The organism is Paenibacillus sacheonensis, assembly GCF_009909195.1.
GTDB lineage: Bacteria > Bacillota > Bacilli > Paenibacillales > Paenibacillaceae > Paenibacillus_Z > Paenibacillus_Z sacheonensis.
Genome location: NZ_JAAAMU010000004.1, coordinates 279400 through 296275, shown reverse-complemented (window position 1 = coordinate 296275; position 16876 = coordinate 279400). Strand labels below are relative to the sequence as shown.

Below are 16876 nucleotides of genomic sequence, written 5' to 3'. Positions count from 1 at the left end.
ATTATGTATCCAATCGATGCGGATTTATAAAAAGCAACCCGGCGCAGCCATGCCCGTGATTCCCGGGCGGCGTAACAACCAGGTTGCTTTTATCCCCGCATCTATTATCGGCGAAGGCCGAGTTTTTCGATCAATGCGCTGTAACGTCGTACGTCTTTGTTTTTCAGGTAAGCCAACAATTTACGGCGTTGACCGACCATTTTGAGCAGACCGCGGCGCGAGTGGTGATCTTTCTTGTGCGTCCGAAGATGATCTGTCAAATTGACGATGTTTTGCGTCAGGATAGCGATTTGAACTTCCGGGGATCCCGTATCGTTCGCGTGGGTTTTGTGCTCATCGATCAATTGATGTTTGCGTTCTTGCGTAAGTGCCATCCGTGTTCACCTCCTTGTATCTTAATCGCCGTTAGCCTCGCCACCGCCCGGTGAATGACGGACAGGCCAAGCTAAGGTTCGCGTTGCGCGTGCTGGATCTAGGCGATGACTACGCAACGTCTAAGAGTATAACATATCTGGACGCAAGAAGTAAATGCGGTTGCTATTTCTTATTGTAAGTCGTGAGCAAGGCGCGCGCCTCATCCCCGTCGGAATGAATCTGGGCAACTAGCTCTTCGATAGAACCGAATTTCTTCTCCATCCGCAAAAATGCAATAAATTGAATGGATACCGTCTTGCCGTACAAATCGCCGTTGAAATCAAACAGATGCGCTTCCATGACCGGCTCGGGCAAATGGTCGTGAAACGTCGGCTTCACGCCGATGTTCAACACGCCCGGAATACGCTGGCCTTCAACCTTTGCCATGATCGCGTATACGCCTTGCCGCGGAATGAAGAACCCCGCTTCCTGTTGAATGTTCGCCGTAGGGTAGCCGAGCTTCCGCCCCCTGCCTTCTCCTTGTACCACAACTCCGCGAACCTCATAAGGTTCACCCAGCAGTTCCGCGGCTTCCTCGGGACGTCCCCCGAGAAGGGCTTCGCGGATACGCGTGCTGCTCACTTTATCGCCGTCTTGCATGAATGGTTCCACAATTTCCACCCCGATATCCGGTTCGCCAAGCGCTCCTAACGTTTCCGGTTTGCCTGCCCCTCTGGCGCCGAATGTAAAATCGAAGCCGACAATGGCCCGTTTCACCTGCAGCGGCCGCAGAACGCGGTCGACAAACTCGGCCGGCGTCACTCCGGCGAAGTCCAAATCAAATTGAACGATATAAACGACCTCCACCCCCAGCTTGCGGAAGCACTCTACCTTGTCGGTAAGCGGAGTCAGACTGGACTGGTATTGTCCGTTTCGTCCGAGCACTTCTTTGGGATGGGGATGAAACGTCATCACAGCCCCTTGAAGACCGGAAGCGCGCGCAGACGCAATCGCTTGCGAAATGACATTCTGATGACCGCGATGAACGCCGTCGAAATGTCCTATGGCCAGCGTCTTGGGCTTTGCCCGAAGGACGGCTTCCGAATCTGCGATCGGGTACTGTAAAGATATGATTTCCACGCAGCCACACCTGCTTTATCATCTTGCTTGGATGCATAGGCGAGCGGTAACCCAAATGCGAGAGATCATCTCGCACCTGGTACGACCAGCCTAGTCTGCCGTTGGCGTAAACACCTTAACGGCTTTCAAAGTGCCGGAATCTTCATCCGGTTGGAATACACCAGCGAACATTCCGTCTTCGCCATATACACGAAGCAAGGAATGGTTCGCAAACGGATCTTGCGCCACTATATTAGCAAGCGAAACCCGTTTTCCTTGAAATGCTCGCTGAACGTCCGCCGCGCTAATCGTGATCCGCGGAAAATGATCCAACGCTTCGCTTGCAGCCGTCAGCTTGTCCGCTATCGCACCGGAAGCTTTCAGCTCCGCAATTTGCTCCAGGGTCAGGCAATCCTCCTGCGTGAATCCGCCCGACATGGTTCTTGTAAGCTTCACCATGACGGCTGGTACATGCAGAGCTTGGCCGATATCGACGCATAACGTGCGGATATACGTCCCTTTCGAACAGACGACGGAGAAACGAATGACGGGATGAGGCTGATTCAGTTGAACTTCGAGAAGTTCAAGCCCGTAGATCGTTACTTTACGGGCCTGCCGTTCAATCACTTGCCCTTCCCTAGCCAGCTCGTACAACCGTTTGCCGTCGACGCGTACCGCCGAGAACATCGGTGGCACCTGATCGATTTCACCGATGAAGGACGCCAACACCTCGCGAATTTGCGCCTCGTCTAGCAGGACCGAAGGCAGCTCTTCCGTAATCGTGCCCGTCAAATCCTCGGTATCCGTCGCAAGGCCGAACTGCATGACGGCTTCATACGACTTGGGACGCTCCTGCACGTACTCCACTACCCTCGTCGCCCTTCCAATACAGAGCGGAAGAACGCCTGTCACTTGAGGATCGAGCGTACCTGTATGTCCGATCCGCTTCACCTTCAAGATACCTCTGACTTTTGCTACCACATCATGAGAAGTCCAGCCTGCGGGCTTCCAAACTGCCAAAATGCCATCCATCATTGATCCAGCGCCTCTCTTACGGCTTGAATGACGGATACGGAACATTCTTGGATGCCTTGCTGCAGCCGACAGCCTGCGGCACGCACATGTCCGCCGCCGCCGAACGATTGCGCGATCGCCGAAACATCTGCTTTGCCCGAGGACCGCATACTGACTTTCACATCGCCATTCTCGGTTTCTTTGAACAAGATTCCGACTTCCACGCCGTCGACGTTGAGCGCATAGTTGACAAGCCCTTCCAGATCGTCCCCGACAGCTCCCGTCTCCGCCATATCAGCAAAAGACACGTACAGCCAAGCAATCTGATTATCATCCGAGAAGGTCAACCGATTCAGCCCGCGCTGCAGCAGAAGCAGCTGCGGTTTCGTCATGCGCTCGAGCAGGTGATTTGCAATCCAAGGCCCATTTACGTTCTCTTCCAGCATGCGCGATGCGATTTGCATCACATACGGACTGGTATTGGAATACCGGAATCCGCCTGTGTCCGTCAGCAAGCCGGTATATATCGCCGTCGCCGATTCGTAATCGAACGGAATGCCGGCGAATGCAATCAAATCATATAAAATTTCGACCGTTGCCGCAGCATCCGGCCGGATGATGTTATGAGTCCCGAAAGCATCGTTCGTCGGATGGTGGTCAATATTAAGCAGCTGCGCTTGGTCGGCGAAGCTGCCCTGTACGAGACCGATCCGGCGAAAATCCGCACAATCTACCGCAATAATACGATCAAACTTCTCTTCAGGAGGCTGCTTGCCGTAATGGATAACGCGATCCGAGCCTTCCAGATAGTTGAGACGGACAGGGACCGCGCCTTCATTGATCAGTACGGCCTCTTTGCCCAGCTGACGAAGGAACCAGCCGACGACAAGCGTCGAACTGATGGCGTCTCCGTCCGGTTGGACATGCGAGACAACAAGAAACTTACTGCCGTCTCGCATGAAGTCCAGCGCTGCCTGCAACTGCTTCCGATAGGAGGCAGAAAAGGCTTCGTTTGCCGCAATCATTTGACGCCTCTGCCGCCGCCGGCATTGATATCGTTAAGCAGCGATTCGATCCGGCTGCCGTATTCGATACTACTGTCGAATTTGAAGATCAGCTCCGGCGTATGGCGGAATCGAATGCGCTTGCCCAGCTCCGAACGGATAAAGCCAGTGCCGCGACCCAGCGCTTTGAGCGTTTCTTCCTTCTGCTCATCGCTGCCAAGCACGCTAAGGTACACCCGCGCCTGGGACAGGTCGTTCGTGATTTCAACACCTGTCACCGTAATGAAACCGATGCGCGGATCCTTCAGCTCCGTTTGAATAATCGTGCTGAGCTCTTTCTTGATCTGTTCACCTACACGTCCTACGCGGACTTTGGCCATCGGTCAATCACCTCTCCACGGACTCCATGATGAAGGCTTCGATTACGTCGCCTTCTTTGAGGTCGTTAAACTTATCGAGCGTAATGCCGCATTCGTAGCCTTGGGCCACTTCTTTGGCATCGTCCTTGAACCGTTTGAGCGACTCGATCTCGCCTTCGAACACGACGACGCTGCTGCGGATCAAACGGGCTTTCGCGTTGCGCGTGATCTTGCCGGAAGTAACCATACAGCCGGCGATTACGCCAACTTTGGTCACTTTGAACAGGTTCCGGACTTCGGCTTGGCCGATGATCACTTCCTTGAATACCGGATCCAGCATCCCTTTCATCGCATGTTCGATCTCATCGATGACGTTGTAAATGATGCTGTGGAGACGGATATCGACTTTCTCCTGCTCCGCCGTCGCGAGCGCCTGCGGTTCAGGACGTACGTTAAAGCCGATGACGATCGCGCTGGAAGCTGCAGCGAGGTTGATATCCGATTCCGTGATCGCGCCTGCTCCGCTGTGAATGATTTTGACGCGAACGCCTTCGATATCGATCTTCGCGAGGGAGCCCTTGAGCGCTTCGGAAGAGCCTTGAACGTCGGCTTTGATGATGACATTAAGATCCTTGATCTCGCCGTCTTTAATATGATTGTACAAATCCTCGAGCGTTACGCGCGAATTCGCACCAAGTTCGGTTTGACGATGCTTAATGGCGCGACGATCCGCAATGGCGCGGGCTTTGCGTTCGTCTTCGAACACCAGGAACGGATCGCCTGCTTGCGGAACTTCCGTCAAGCCGGTGATTTCGATCGGCGTGCTCGGACCTGCTTCTTTTAAGCGGCGGCCCTTGTCGTTCACCATGGCGCGGACGCGGCCGAAGCAATTGCCGGCAACGAAGGCGTCGCCGATCTTCAGCGTGCCGTGTTGAACGAGGATACGCGCAACCGGCCCTTTGCCTTTATCAAGCTCGGCTTCGATGACGGTACCGCGGGCCCGTTTGTTCGGGTTCGCTTTGTAGTCGTTCATTTCGGCAACGAGCAGAATCATTTCGAGCAGTTCTTCCAAGCCGATGCGCTGCTTAGCGGATACGTTGACGAAGATCGTGTCACCGCCCCACTCTTCCGGAACCAGGCCGTATTCCGTCAAGCTTTGCTTGATTTTGTCCGGATCGGAACCCGGCTTATCGATCTTATTGACAGCTACGATGATCGGTACGTTAGCCGCTTTTGCATGGTTGATGGCTTCAACCGTTTGCGGCATGACGCCGTCATCCGCAGCCACGACGATGATCGTGATATCCGTTACTTGCGCGCCGCGGGCACGCATGAGCGTGAACGCTTCGTGGCCCGGCGTATCGAGGAACGTGATTTTCTTGTGGTTGATCTCGACTTGATACGCACCGATATGCTGCGTAATGCCGCCTGCTTCGCCGCTCGTGACGCTCGTTTGGCGAATGGAATCAAGCAGGGTCGTTTTACCATGGTCGACGTGACCCATGATCGTAACAACCGGCGGACGTGCTTCCAGAAGTTCTTCTTCGTCCTTCTCTTCGAAGGTCTCGAATTGATCTTCTTCGACCGGGATCTTCACTTCAACCTCGACGCCGTATTCGGAAGCGATCAGTTGAACCGTATCCAAATCCACCTCTTGGTTGATCGTCGCCATTACGCCGAGCATAATGAGCTTCTTGATGACTTCCGAAGCATCCTTATGCAGCAGCTTAGCCAAATCACCGACGGTTACCGTACCGCGAACGATGATTTTCTTCGGCGTATTGTCGACTTTCTCGCGGCGCTCTTGTTGTTGTCCGCCTTTGCGGTTGTTTTTGCCGCCGCGGTTGTTATTTCTGAAGTTGCCGGAACGGTTGTTGTCTTCGAAACGCTTGTTGCCGCCATACGTATTGTTCGATGCTTTCGGATTGTTTCTTCTCCGATCGTCGGATGCCGGACGATTGTTATCGAACGTACGTGCCGGAGCCGGGCTGCTGCCCCCGCGGTTGGACGATTGGCCGCCCTGCGCTGGCGCGGACGAACGGAAACCGCCTTGGCCTCCGCCAGTGCCTCCGCCTGCCGGACGGTTGCCTTGATAACCGCCTTGGCCTCCGCCTGCCGGACGATTGCCTTGATAGCCGCCGCCTTGGCCTTGCGGACGGCTGCTTTGACCGCCTTGGCTGCTGCCGGTTCCGCCTGCCGGACGGTTGCCTTGATAACCGCCTTGACCGCTGCCGCCTTGACCTTGCGGACGGCTGCCTTGATAGCCGGTGCCTTGGCCTTGCGGGCGGTTGCCTTGATATCCCGTGCCTTGGCCTTGCGGACGGCTGCCTTGGCCGCTGCCGCCTTGACCTTGCGGACGATTGCCTTGATAGCCGCCGCCTTGGCCCTGCGGACGGCTGCCTTGATAACCGCTGCCTTGGCCTTGCGGACGGTTGCCTTGATAACCGCTGCCTTGGCCTTGCGGACGGCCGTTTTGGCTGCCTTGACCTTGCGAAGGCTGATTCGTTCTGTTTTCCGTTCCTTGCGAAGATGCACTTGATGCTGGCGTGCTGGAAGCCGAGCTCGAGGCTGGCGCTTGACTGGTCGTTGAGTTGGCGGATGATGCCGCGGTCGTTGTAGACGTATTTGTAGGTGCGTTTGTATGTGTTATGGTCGTATTCCCCTGTTTTTCTATCGGATTTTTGTTGCCTTGTCCTTGCTGCACGGACGCATTGAGCGTTGGTTGTGGCTTACGCTCCTGTTGTCCCTGCTGAGGACGGCCAGACGATTGTGCTGCCGAAACTGTCGCGTTCTCCTGCGCGCGTTTGGCTGCCGCATTCGCTTTAATATCACGGAAGAAGCCTTCCACTTTCGAAACCATTTCATTCTCCATGACGCTCATATGATTATTAACAGGCAAATTGAGCCGTTTGAGAATGGTAATGATTTCTTTGCTGCTCATGCTGAGCGACTTTGCATATTCGTAGACTCGCAATTTGTCTTTGTTGTCTTTGTCTTGTTGTTTAGTCAATATACTCCACCTCCGAAGGTTCAGTTAAGCTATGAACGATGCTCTTGGCGAAGCCCGCATCCGTTAAGGCCAGGATGACGCGTTCCGATTTGCCGATCGCCTCTCCCAGCGCAATCCGGTCAAATACCTCCAAGCAATTCACGTTATACGTCGCGCACTTGTCACGAAACTTCTTCTTCGTATTATCTGATGCATCCGCCGCAACTATGACGAGTTTCGCCTTTCCTTGCCTGACGGCTTTCAGCACGGTTTCGTCCCCGGTCACCAGTTTGCCCGCGCGCATGGACATCCCGAGCATGGAGAGCGCTTTATGCTTCTTCATCGTCATCCATCTCATCCTTGCCTGCGCCCCACTCGTCCTCGACTGCAATGAAGTCCTGCGCGAGCTGATCGTATATTTCCGTACCCACTGTTTGTTTCAGTGCCCGGTCCAACGCTCTGCTCTTCTTTGCCAGCCTAAAGCATTCCACTTTGCCGCAAAGATAAGCGCCCCGGCCGGCTTTCTTGCCCGTTAAGTCGATAAGGACGGCCTCGTCCGGCGTGCGGACGACACGGATCAATTCCTTCTTGGGCTTCATTTCCTGACAAGCCACGCATTTGCGCAGCGGAATTTTTCTCGGTCTCACCATTCATCCCTCCCTGAACGCTTCCCCGCTCTTAGTCGATGGAGACGGAATCCTGATGCATGGTGCTCATTGCAGATTTCGGGCGGCCGTACTCCTGCTCCGCCTGCGTTTCGCTCTTAATATCGATTTTCCAGCCCGTCAGCTTGGCGGCCAAGCGCGCATTCTGTCCTTTGATGCCGATCGCGAGCGAAAGTTGATAATCCGGAACGATGACGCGCGCCATTTTCTCTTGCTCGTATACGATGACCTCGATGACTTTGGATGGACTCAGCGCATTCGCTACGTACTCTTCCACGCTCTCGGACCAGCGAACGATATCGATCTTCTCGCCCTTCAACTCGGTCACGATCGTTTGGACGCGCATGCCCTTCTGGCCTACGCAGGATCCAACCGGATCCACTTCCGGATTGCGGGAGTGGACGGCGATCTTGGAGCGGAAACCCGCTTCGCGCGCAACGGAGCGAATCTCGACGACGCCGTCGTAGATCTCGGGCACTTCGAGCTCGAACAGCCGTTTCAGCAAGCCCGGATGCGTGCGGGACAAGAAAATTTGCGGACCTTTCGTCGTGTTCTCCACTTTCGTGATGAACGATTTGACGCGGTCGCCATGCTTGAATTTATCCGTCGGCATGAGCTCGGTTAACGGCAATACAGCCTCTACCTTGCCAAGATCGATGAACAGGTTGCGAACATCCTGCCGCTGCACGATGCCGTTCACGATATCCTCTTCCTTATCGATGAACGCATTGTAGATCAGACCGCGCTCCGCTTCGCGAATGCGCTGCGTCACGACCTGCTTCGCCGTTTGCGCCGCAATCCGGCCGAAGTCGCGCGGCGTTACTTCGATTTCCGCTATGTCTTCCAGATGGTAATGCGGATTGATTTCGCGGGATGCCTCCACCGAAATTTCAAGGCGCGGGTCCAGCACTTCTTCGACGACGGTTTTGCGCGCATAGACTTTGATTACGCCCGTGAACCGGTTAATATCCACGCGGACGTTTTGCGCCGTATTGAAGTTTCGTTTGTAGCTTGAAATCAGGGCAGCCTCAATCGCTTCCAGCAAAATGTCTTTGCTGATCCCTTTTTCTTTCTCGATTTCATTTAAAGCTTCGATAAATTCCGTGCTCATTGGAAATGAGTTCCCCCTTTCGACTGTTTCCCTAACGTTATAATGAAGCCGGCTCTCCTGCGTTTCTTAGAAGAGAATGGCTAAACGGGCGCTTGCAATTTTGGCGTACGGAATGACATGCTTCTTCTTGCCGATCCCGATGGTGATCTCTTCGCCTTCGAACGACAGAAGCGTGCCTTCGAATTCCTTCAAGCCGCCGATCGGCTCGTACGTCGTCACGAAAACGTGCTTGCCCACCGCTTTGGTGACATCCTCGGGCTTCTTCAGCGGACGTTCCGCCCCCGGTGATGATACTTCCAGGAAATATGCGTCGGATACCGGATCGTTCTCGTCAAGCTTCTCGCTCAAATATTCGCTGATCCGGCCGCATTCGTCGATGTCGATGTTGCCTTCTTTGTCGACGTAAACCCGAAGAAACCAGTTGCTTCCTTCTTTGACATACTCTACGTCCACGAGTTCAAATCCATTTTCGTCGAGAAACGGCTTGACCATTTCCTCTACGGCGGTTTTGATTTTAGGTGTGCTCAAAAACGATGTACCTCCCACTGCAGGCGATCTCTCTATTGAAGGCGCGCTGTCAGTAAATTTTCAGCTGAAATCGACTCTGTACGATAAATCCGTCGCCATCCGTAAACGTAAAAAGGTGCAGACAAAACGTAAAGAGTGGGTTTCCCCACTCTTCTGCGAAAAAGTCGTATCATCAGCATTACCAGAAAGATTATACCATAACCATGAAGTGGTGACAAGGATATGGCGCCGGAGGGTGCGCTCGGGGCGGTCGGTCGCTGCGGGCGGGGGATGCGCCTGCGGCCGCTGTTGAACGCGCGATGCCGGATAAGAACCGGCAAGGTTGCATCGCGCGTTCAAAGGCGGCACGTAAACTCTCCGGCTGCACACCCGCCCTGCGCTCCCTCCTTCCCCTCGCTTACCGTCGATGGGAGAGAGGGGAAGCGGTTGCCGAGATCACCCGGCAACCGCTGCGGAAAACCGCGAACCGCCAAGGGCTTCGTCGCTCCTGCGTCGCTTGTTCGCCTGCGGCAAACCGCTCGAACACCAAACCTAAACCAACATCGAACCCAGACCAACGTCAGTACCATAAGCAAAACCGATATCTCAAATCTATCGCTCCTGCGTCGCTTGTTTGCCTGCGGCAAACTTGACCTGACCAAACTTAAACCAAATCACAGCAATCTTAGAATAAGGACAATTGATTCGATTCCGGCAATCCCCGGAAACAGCCCATTCCTGTCAAAACCTCGACGATTGTCTTGGTCGCCTTCGATTTCTGCTGGAAGTCTTCGATCGACAGGAATTCGCCGAAGTCCCTGGCTGCCGCGATATTGCGCGCCGCATTCTCGCCGATGCCGCTGATCGCGCCGAACGGCGGGATCAGCGACTTGTCTTCTACGATGAAGCGCGTCGCTTCGGAACGATAGAGATCGACGGGCTTGAACGAGAAGCCCCGCGCCGTCATCTCAAGCGCCATCTCTAGCAGCGATACGCTGTTCTTTTCTTTCGGCGTCGCGGTGAAACCCTTTTGCTCGATCTCAATGAGCTTGCGCAAGATCGCTTCATAGCCTTGGCACAACAGCTCCAGGTCGAAATCCTCCGCGCGGATCGAGAAATACGTCGCATAATAATGAATCGGATAATAGAGCTTAAAGTAAGCCGTCCGCACGGCGGATATAACATAGGCCGCGGCATGGGCTTTCGGGAACATGTACTCGATTTTGAGACAAGAATCAATGTACCATTGAGGCACTTTGCATTTCTTCATCTCGTCGATCCATTCCGGGGTAAGTCCGCGTCCTTTACGCACGCTTTCCGTAATTTTAAACGCGAGCCCCGCATCCATGCCGGCTTTATAAATTAAGAAAAGCATGATATCGTCACGACAGCCGATGACCGTCTTGATGGTGCACGTCCGATTCTTGATCAATTCCTGCGCATTGCCCAGCCAAACGCCCGTTCCGTGAGACAAGCCCGATATCTGCAGTAAATCCGCAAACGTCGACGGTTTCGTCTCTTCCAGCATCTGACGGACGAATTTGGTCCCCATCTCCGGCACGCCGTACGTGGCGACGCTGGAGCGTATCTTCTCCGGCATGACGCCGAGCGCATCCGTCGAGCTGAACATGCTCATAACCTTCGGATCGTTCATCGGAATGGTCGTCGGATCGACGCCGGTCAAATCCTGCAGCATTCGCATCATCGTCGGATCGTCATGGCCGAGAATATCGAGCTTAAGCAGGTTTTCCTCGAACGCGTGATAATCGAAATGCGTCGTTTGCCATTCGGCATTTTGGTCATCCGCCGGATACTGCACAGGCGTTACGTCTTCCACGTCGATGTAATCCGGTACGACGACGATACCGCCGGGATGCTGGCCGGTGCTCCGTTTCACGCCCGTACAGCCTCCGGCCAAGCGGGACAGCTCCGCTCCGCGCCATTTTTTGCCTTTGTCTTCCTCGTACTTCTTCGCGAATCCGTAAGCCGTCTTCTCCGCGACCGTGCCGATCGTGCCCGCGCGGTACACGGCTTTCTCGCCGAACATTTCTTTCGTGAAGTTATGCGCCGTCGCTTGATATTCGCCGGAGAAGTTCAAGTCGATATCGGGAACTTTATCGCCCTTGAAGCCCAGGAACGTCTCGAACGGAATATCCTGCCCTTCGCCCTTAAGCGCATTCCCGCAGTTCGGGCAAACCTTGTCCGGCAAATCGAATCCGCTCGGATAACTGCCGTCAAGGAACCATTCGCTGTACTTGCACGATTCGTTCAAGCATGTGTAATGCGCCGGAAGCGGATTAACCTCCGAGATGCCGAGGAACGTCGCCACGACGGAAGAGCCTACGGATCCACGGGACCCGACGAGATAGCCGTCCTTGTTGGACTTCTTCACGAGCCGCTCGGAGATCAGATAGTTCGCGGAGAATCCGGCTTTCGTAATCGGAATCAGTTCCTTCTCCAGCCGCTGTACCACGACGTCCGGAATCGGTTCTCCGTACAGGCGCTTCGCGGTTTCGTAGCAGGTATTGCGCATTTCTTCGTCGGCGCCTTCCATGATCGGAACGAACAGCTTCGTCGGAAACAAATCGAATTTCTCGAAGCGGTCCGCCAGCTCGTTCGTGTTCTTCACTACTACTTCGTGCGCGCGCGCTTCCCCTAGGAAACTGAACTCGGCGAGCATCTCCTTGGTCGTTCGAAAATGCGCGTCCGGCTTCGTAATGTCCTTCAGCGGACTGAAGCCCGTAATGCCGTGGATCGTAATATCCCGGAACATCTTGTCCCGCTCCAGCAAATAATGCACGTTGCCCGTCGCGATGACCGGTTTGCCCAACTTATCGCCGATCTCGCAGACGCGCCGCAGCGCCTGTTCGATCTCGGCACGACTGGCAACGAAACCTTTCTCCACCAAATGCATGTAGAACGTGACGGGCTGAATTTCCAGCACGTCGTAGTAACGCGCGGTTTCTTCGGCTTCTTCCATCGACTTGTTCATGACCGCTTCGAAGAACTCGCCTTTCTCGCAGCCGGAGATGATCAGTAGACCTTCCCGCAGCTCCGTCAGCTTGCTCTTCGGAATCGTGGCCACGCGCTTGAAATGCTGGGTATGAGAGATGGAAATTAATTTGAATAAGTTCTTCTTGCCGACTGCGTTCAGCGCATAGATGCAGCAGTGAAACGGCCGCATATTGGATAAATCGAGACCGACGTAATCATTCAACATGTGGAGACCCGTAATATTGCGGTTTGCGGCTTCGCCGATGAGGCCATACAATACGCCGCCGAGCGCTATCGAGTCGTCGATCGCCCGGTGAGCGTTCTCGAGGCTGACTTTGAATTTGTCCGCCAACGTTCCGAGCCGATGGTTCTTCATCGTCGGATACAGGAACCGCGCCAGCTCCAGCGTATCGAGTACGGGGTTCTTGACCTCGGGCATGCCGAACTGCTTGCATGAGGCTTGAATGAAGCCCATGTCGAACCGCGCGTTATGCGCCACAAGCACGGCATCCTCGATAAATTCGATGAATTCGCGCAGCTTCGGTTCCAGCTCCGGCGCATCCACGACCATCTCGTTCGTAATGTTCGTCAACTGCTGGATGTTGTACGGAATATTCTCGTGCGGGTTAATGAACGTCGAGAATCGTCCGATTTCCTTGCCATCCTGCAGCTTGACGCCCGCCAGCTCGATGATCTTGTTATTCACGACCGATAGTCCGGTCGTCTCGATATCGAAGACGACATAGACGGCGGAAGCCATCGGCTCTTCGCGGGAATTCAATACCATCGGTACCGAGTCGTTGACGACATTCGCTTCCAGGCCGTACAGCACCTGGATGCCGTTCTTCTTCGCCGCCTTCGCAGCTTCTGGATAACATTGCACGTTGCCATGGTCCGTGATCGCTATCGCTTTATGGCCCCACTTGGCAGCTTGTTTAATGTAGACATCGACCGATGTGACGGCATCCATCGTGCTCATCGTCGTATGCAGGTGGAACTCGACGCGTTTCTCCTCCGCGTCATCCTTCGATTCTCGCGGTGCCATGACTTCATGCAGGTCGGACGGCATCATCACAAGCTCCGGCTCCATCATGAAACGATCGTATTCCACGCGTCCGCGCGCTTTGACCCATTTGCCGTTGGCCAGCTGCTTGAGGACCTTGACGTCGTCCTTCGTTTTGGCGAACATTTTCATCGCTATGGAGTCGGTGAAGTCCGTGACGTTGAACGTGAAGAGCGTGCTGCCGTTGCGCAGCTCCTTCTCTTCCAGGCCGAACACCGCGCCTTGCACCGTAATCTTCTTTTCTTCTTCAAGAATATTCATGATCGGTACCGCTTCTTCGCGAATATCGTAGCCGACGACGAGTCGAACGTCGCCTTCTTCGGCCAGCTGAGCTTCCGGAATGGAGGCGGTCATCATTTGTTCGATAACGTCTCGCTCTTCTTGCGCACGCTTCTGTTCGAACGCTTCGTAGATTTCCGTCCTTGATTCCGCTACCTTCAGCTTCACGCGGCAGGACACCGCGAATTGGTCCTTGAAGAAGCTCACGGCCATCTCGTCGATCTGCTTCTTCTTGGCCATCTGAAGTCCCATCTCGTCCATCATATGGAGCGTAATGGTTTCTCCGTCCGTCTCCATCTTGGCTTTGCTTATCCAGCCATTGATGGAGGCATTGCTGTGCTGCAGCCATTCGACGAAAGCCGGCCAATATTCACTAATCAGCTCTTCTCTGGAGACGTCTTCGCCATATTGAAACTGAAACGATATCGTCGCAATATGCGCGAATTTTCCTTGTATAGCCCTGCAAAAAACACCAAAAGCCGGTAAAGGAACCAAGGACGTTTTGCTGATGCAAAACGTCCATTCCCGGTTACTCCGGCTCACGATCACTTTGTCTATATAGCCATCGCCAAAATGCTCATCCGTCAGTTGCTGCGGCAGATCCGCCTGCTTCATCAGCAGTTCGAACCGCTGCCGTTTATCCCCGGTTTGGTTCATGTTGCCCTCCCCCAAAAATCAATACGCCCGAGCGAACACGACGGAATGCGCTGCCTTCTCCCCGCATACCAAGCAAGTCGATTTATGCTCTGCAGGCTCGAATGGAATGTTCCGGCTCGTCGCTCCGGTTTCTTCCTTCACCTGACGCTCGCAGGCATCGGAACCGCACCAGCCAGCCAAAGCGAATCCGCGCTGCTCTTCGAACAAGGCTTTCATCTCGTCGAGCGTTTCGACCGAATACGAATGCTCGGCGCGGAATTGCTTTGCACGCTCCAGCATATCATGATGGATGTCCGCGAGCATACGTTCAATTTCTTCCTTCAGGCTGCTTTGCTGGACAATGCGCTTCTCGCCCGTAATGCGCGATACGAGGACGACTTGTCCGTTCTCCATGTCACGCGGTCCAAGCTCAAGACGAACGGGCACGCCGCGCATCTCGTACTCGTTGAATTTCCAGCCTGGGCTCACGTCGGTACGGTCGTCGACCTTGACGCGAATGCCTGCTTTCTTCAATTCCGCGAACAGCTCGTCCACGCGTCCAACCACCTGCTCGCGCGTCTTCGGCGGGCCGATCGGAATCATTACGACTTGCGTCGGAGCAACCTTCGGAGGCAGCACCAAGCCGCGGTCATCGCCATGCACCATGATCAATGCACCCATCAAACGAGTCGATACGCCCCACGACGTCGTATGTACGAATTGCTGCGTATTCTCACGGTCCAGGTATTTAATATCGAACGCGACGGCGAATTTGCTGCCCAGGTAATGGGAAGTTCCCGCCTGAACGGCACGTCCGTCCTTCATCATCGCTTCGATGGAGTACGTATCCACCGCGCCCGCAAACCGTTCGGACGGCGTCTTCTGTCCCATGATCACCGGAATCGCCAGGAAATTCTCGCAGAAATCGCGGTAAATATCGAGCATGCGGCTTGTTTCTTCTCTTGCCTCGGACTCTAATTCATGAGCCGTGTGGCCTTCCTGCCAAAGGAATTCCGTCGTGCGCAGGAACGGCAGCGTCCGCTTCTCCCAGCGAACGACGTTCGCCCACTGATTGATCAACACCGGCAGGTCGCGGTAGGACTGAATCCATTTCGAATACATATGGCCGATAATCGTCTCCGAGGTCGGGCGGATGGCAAGACGCTCTTCCAGCTTCTCGCCGCCCGCTTCCGTTACCCATGGCAGCTCCGGGTTGAAGCCTTCCACGTGCTCCTTCTCTTTCATGAAGAAGCTCTCGGGGATGAACATCGGGAAATAGGCATTGCGGTGTCCCGTTTCCTTGAAGCGGCGATCCAACTCGTCACGCATATGCTCCCAGATTTCAAAGCCCTCCGGACGAAACACGATGCAGCCGCGGACTGGCGAGTAATCCATCAGCTCCGCTTTCTTGATGACATCGATGTACCAGCGGGAAAAATCTTCGCTTTGCGGCGTTATTTCGGTTACAAATTGTTTATCCTTCGACATGTCCGACTAGTGCTCCCCTCTTACCAAGCGCAATATATCATTATACGTAACGGCCAGCATCAGCAGCATTAGCATTGCGAAGCCTATAAAATGCACCATGCTTTCGCGGTTCGGATCTACCGGTCTGCCGCGTACCGCTTCCAGACCGAGGAACAGCAATCGGCTTCCGTCGAGCGCCGGAACCGGCAGCAGGTTAAATATCCCCAAATACAAACTTAGTATGGCAACCCAAGATGTCAACTGGGTAAACCCTTGCTCGGCGATTTGGCTCGTCACTTGTGCCGTGCGTACGGGTCCTCCTAAGTCGTCCAGCTTGAAATTACCGATAATCAAGTTTTTGAAGCCCTCGAAGATCGTAATCGTCATGTTCTTCATGGCTTTCGCCGCATACGTCAGCGTCTGGCCAAAATTCACGGACTCAGACGGATACGCGGCCGAAATGCCAAGCTTTCCAACGCCGGCATCGTCCGGCTTCGGCGTGATTTTGGACGTGATCACTTTACCGTCGCGAACGATGGTAAACGTTAACGGCACGTTGACGGATTTGCTGATCAACGCAATCATTTTCTCCGAGTCGGTTCCGATCTTGACGCCATTCACGGAGTCGATCACGTCGCCGACTTTAATATCGGCTTTCGAGGCTGGCATGCCATCGACGACGTCGCCGATCAGCAGTCGGTCCGGGTTCTTCATCGGCACGCCCGCCATTTGGAAATAAGCGGCAAACAGCACGAAGGCAAGAATGAAGTTCATGACCGGACCGGCAACGATCGCCAGTGCACGCTGCCCGACGGTTTTGCTGCCGAATTGGCGGTCAAGCGGCGCGATCTGCGTCTCTTTGCCTTTCGAAATCATAAGCGCCTGCGGATGAATAGCGAAGGACTCCACTAGTCCGTCTGCATTCAAGGTCAGCTTCAGCTTATTCTCGATATCGATCGTTTCGACTTCGCCCCTGACAACGTTGCTCCGATCGTCAAGACGATCCAAATAAATACGGGTCACCTTGTTTTCCTTCACGCGAACGGCTATCGTCTGCCCTGACTGGATCTCGACTAATTCCGGATCCTCGCCGGCCATGCGAACGAATCCGCCTGCCGGCACAAGCCGCAGCGTATAGCGCGTCTCCCCGCGCTTGATGGAAAACAGTTTCGGGCCGAACCCGATCGCAAACTCTCTTACCAAAATCCCGGCGCGCTTCGCAAAATAAAAGTGACCCCACTCATGTATGGTCACGATGACGAAGAAGACCATTACCGTCATAAAGACGACTTGAATCATATGCATCTCTCGAGCC

Annotated in this window: 13 protein-coding genes; all 13 read right to left on the bottom strand. The window is 54.4% G+C overall.

Going from position 1 to position 16876, the window contains the following annotated elements; translation table 11 throughout:
• Positions 1 to 104: 104 nt before the first annotated feature.
• On the bottom strand, positions 105 to 374 hold the full coding sequence (rpsO, locus tag GT003_RS09455) for a 30S ribosomal protein S15 (protein WP_161696834.1): 270 nt from the start codon (positions 372 to 374) through the stop codon (positions 105 to 107).
• A gap of 163 nt (positions 375 to 537) precedes the next feature.
• Positions 538 to 1494, bottom strand: coding sequence for a bifunctional riboflavin kinase/FAD synthetase (locus GT003_RS09450; RefSeq protein ID WP_161696832.1), 957 nt, complete (start codon positions 1492 to 1494; stop codon positions 538 to 540).
• A gap of 90 nt (positions 1495 to 1584) precedes the next feature.
• Positions 1585 to 2508: a tRNA pseudouridine(55) synthase TruB gene (gene truB / locus GT003_RS09445; RefSeq protein WP_338045881.1), complete on the bottom strand. Its 924-nt coding sequence runs from the start codon at positions 2506 to 2508 to the stop codon at positions 1585 to 1587.
• On the bottom strand, positions 2505 to 3512 hold the full coding sequence (locus GT003_RS09440) for a DHH family phosphoesterase (RefSeq protein ID WP_161696830.1): 1008 nt from the start codon (positions 3510 to 3512) through the stop codon (positions 2505 to 2507). Before GT003_RS09440 ends, truB begins: the two co-directional genes overlap by 4 nt.
• On the bottom strand, positions 3509 to 3871 hold the full coding sequence (gene rbfA / locus GT003_RS09435) for a 30S ribosome-binding factor RbfA (protein ID WP_161696828.1): 363 nt from the start codon (positions 3869 to 3871) through the stop codon (positions 3509 to 3511). The genes GT003_RS09440 and rbfA overlap by 4 nt, the downstream gene beginning before the upstream one ends.
• A gap of 7 nt (positions 3872 to 3878) precedes the next feature.
• On the bottom strand, positions 3879 to 6860 hold the full coding sequence (gene infB / locus GT003_RS09430) for a translation initiation factor IF-2 (protein ID WP_161696826.1): 2982 nt from the start codon (positions 6858 to 6860) through the stop codon (positions 3879 to 3881).
• A complete protein-coding gene (locus tag GT003_RS09425; RefSeq protein WP_161696824.1) occupies positions 6853 to 7182 on the bottom strand; it encodes a L7Ae/L30e/S12e/Gadd45 family ribosomal protein in 330 nt (109 codons plus the stop codon). The genes infB and GT003_RS09425 overlap by 8 nt, the downstream gene beginning before the upstream one ends.
• Complete coding sequence (gene rnpM / locus GT003_RS09420; RefSeq protein WP_161696823.1) at positions 7169 to 7486, bottom strand: RNase P modulator RnpM; 318 nt, start codon at positions 7484 to 7486, stop codon at positions 7169 to 7171. Before rnpM ends, GT003_RS09425 begins: the two co-directional genes overlap by 14 nt.
• Positions 7487 to 7517: 31 nt before the next feature.
• The gene (nusA, locus tag GT003_RS09415; protein WP_161696821.1) at positions 7518 to 8615 is read right to left on the bottom strand and encodes a transcription termination factor NusA; all 1098 of its coding nucleotides are present in this window, start codon (positions 8613 to 8615) and stop codon (positions 7518 to 7520) included.
• A 66-nt stretch (positions 8616 to 8681) separates the two neighbouring features.
• The gene (gene rimP, locus GT003_RS09410) at positions 8682 to 9143 is read right to left on the bottom strand and encodes a ribosome maturation factor RimP (RefSeq protein WP_161696819.1); all 462 of its coding nucleotides are present in this window, start codon (positions 9141 to 9143) and stop codon (positions 8682 to 8684) included.
• Positions 9144 to 9807: 664 nt separating this feature from the next.
• Positions 9808 to 14115, bottom strand: coding sequence for a PolC-type DNA polymerase III (locus GT003_RS09405; protein WP_161696817.1), 4308 nt, complete (start codon positions 14113 to 14115; stop codon positions 9808 to 9810).
• Positions 14116 to 14133: 18 nt separating this feature from the next.
• A complete protein-coding gene (proS, locus tag GT003_RS09400) occupies positions 14134 to 15582 on the bottom strand; it encodes a proline--tRNA ligase (RefSeq protein WP_161696815.1) in 1449 nt (482 codons plus the stop codon).
• Between the two features lie 6 nt (positions 15583 to 15588).
• Positions 15589 to 16866 carry an RIP metalloprotease RseP gene (gene rseP, locus GT003_RS09395; protein ID WP_161696813.1) on the bottom strand — a complete coding sequence of 426 codons (1278 nt, stop codon included), beginning with the start codon at positions 16864 to 16866 and terminating at the stop codon, positions 15589 to 15591.
• Between the last annotated feature and the right edge of the window lie 10 nt (positions 16867 to 16876).

What these genes read in the sequence shown, in the direction of transcription:
- rpsO (WP_161696834.1), bottom strand. Translation starts at nt 374, where the DNA reads ATGGCACTTACGCAAGAACGCAAACATCAATTGATCGATGAGCACAAA.
- truB (WP_338045881.1), bottom strand. Translation starts at nt 2,508, where the DNA reads ATGATGGATGGCATTTTGGCAGTTTGGAAGCCCGCAGGCTGGACTTCT.
- GT003_RS09440 (WP_161696830.1), bottom strand. Translation starts at nt 3,512, where the DNA reads ATGATTGCGGCAAACGAAGCCTTTTCTGCCTCCTATCGGAAGCAGTTG.
- rbfA (WP_161696828.1), bottom strand. Translation starts at nt 3,871, where the DNA reads ATGGCCAAAGTCCGCGTAGGACGTGTAGGTGAACAGATCAAGAAAGAG.
- GT003_RS09425 (WP_161696824.1), bottom strand. Translation starts at nt 7,182, where the DNA reads ATGAAGAAGCATAAAGCGCTCTCCATGCTCGGGATGTCCATGCGCGCG.
- nusA (WP_161696821.1), bottom strand. Translation starts at nt 8,615, where the DNA reads ATGAGCACGGAATTTATCGAAGCTTTAAATGAAATCGAGAAAGAAAAA.
- GT003_RS09405 (WP_161696817.1), bottom strand. Translation starts at nt 14,115, where the DNA reads ATGAACCAAACCGGGGATAAACGGCAGCGGTTCGAACTGCTGATGAAG.
- proS (WP_161696815.1), bottom strand. Translation starts at nt 15,582, where the DNA reads ATGTCGAAGGATAAACAATTTGTAACCGAAATAACGCCGCAAAGCGAA.
- rseP (WP_161696813.1), bottom strand. Translation starts at nt 16,866, where the DNA reads ATGCATATGATTCAAGTCGTCTTTATGACGGTAATGGTCTTCTTCGTC.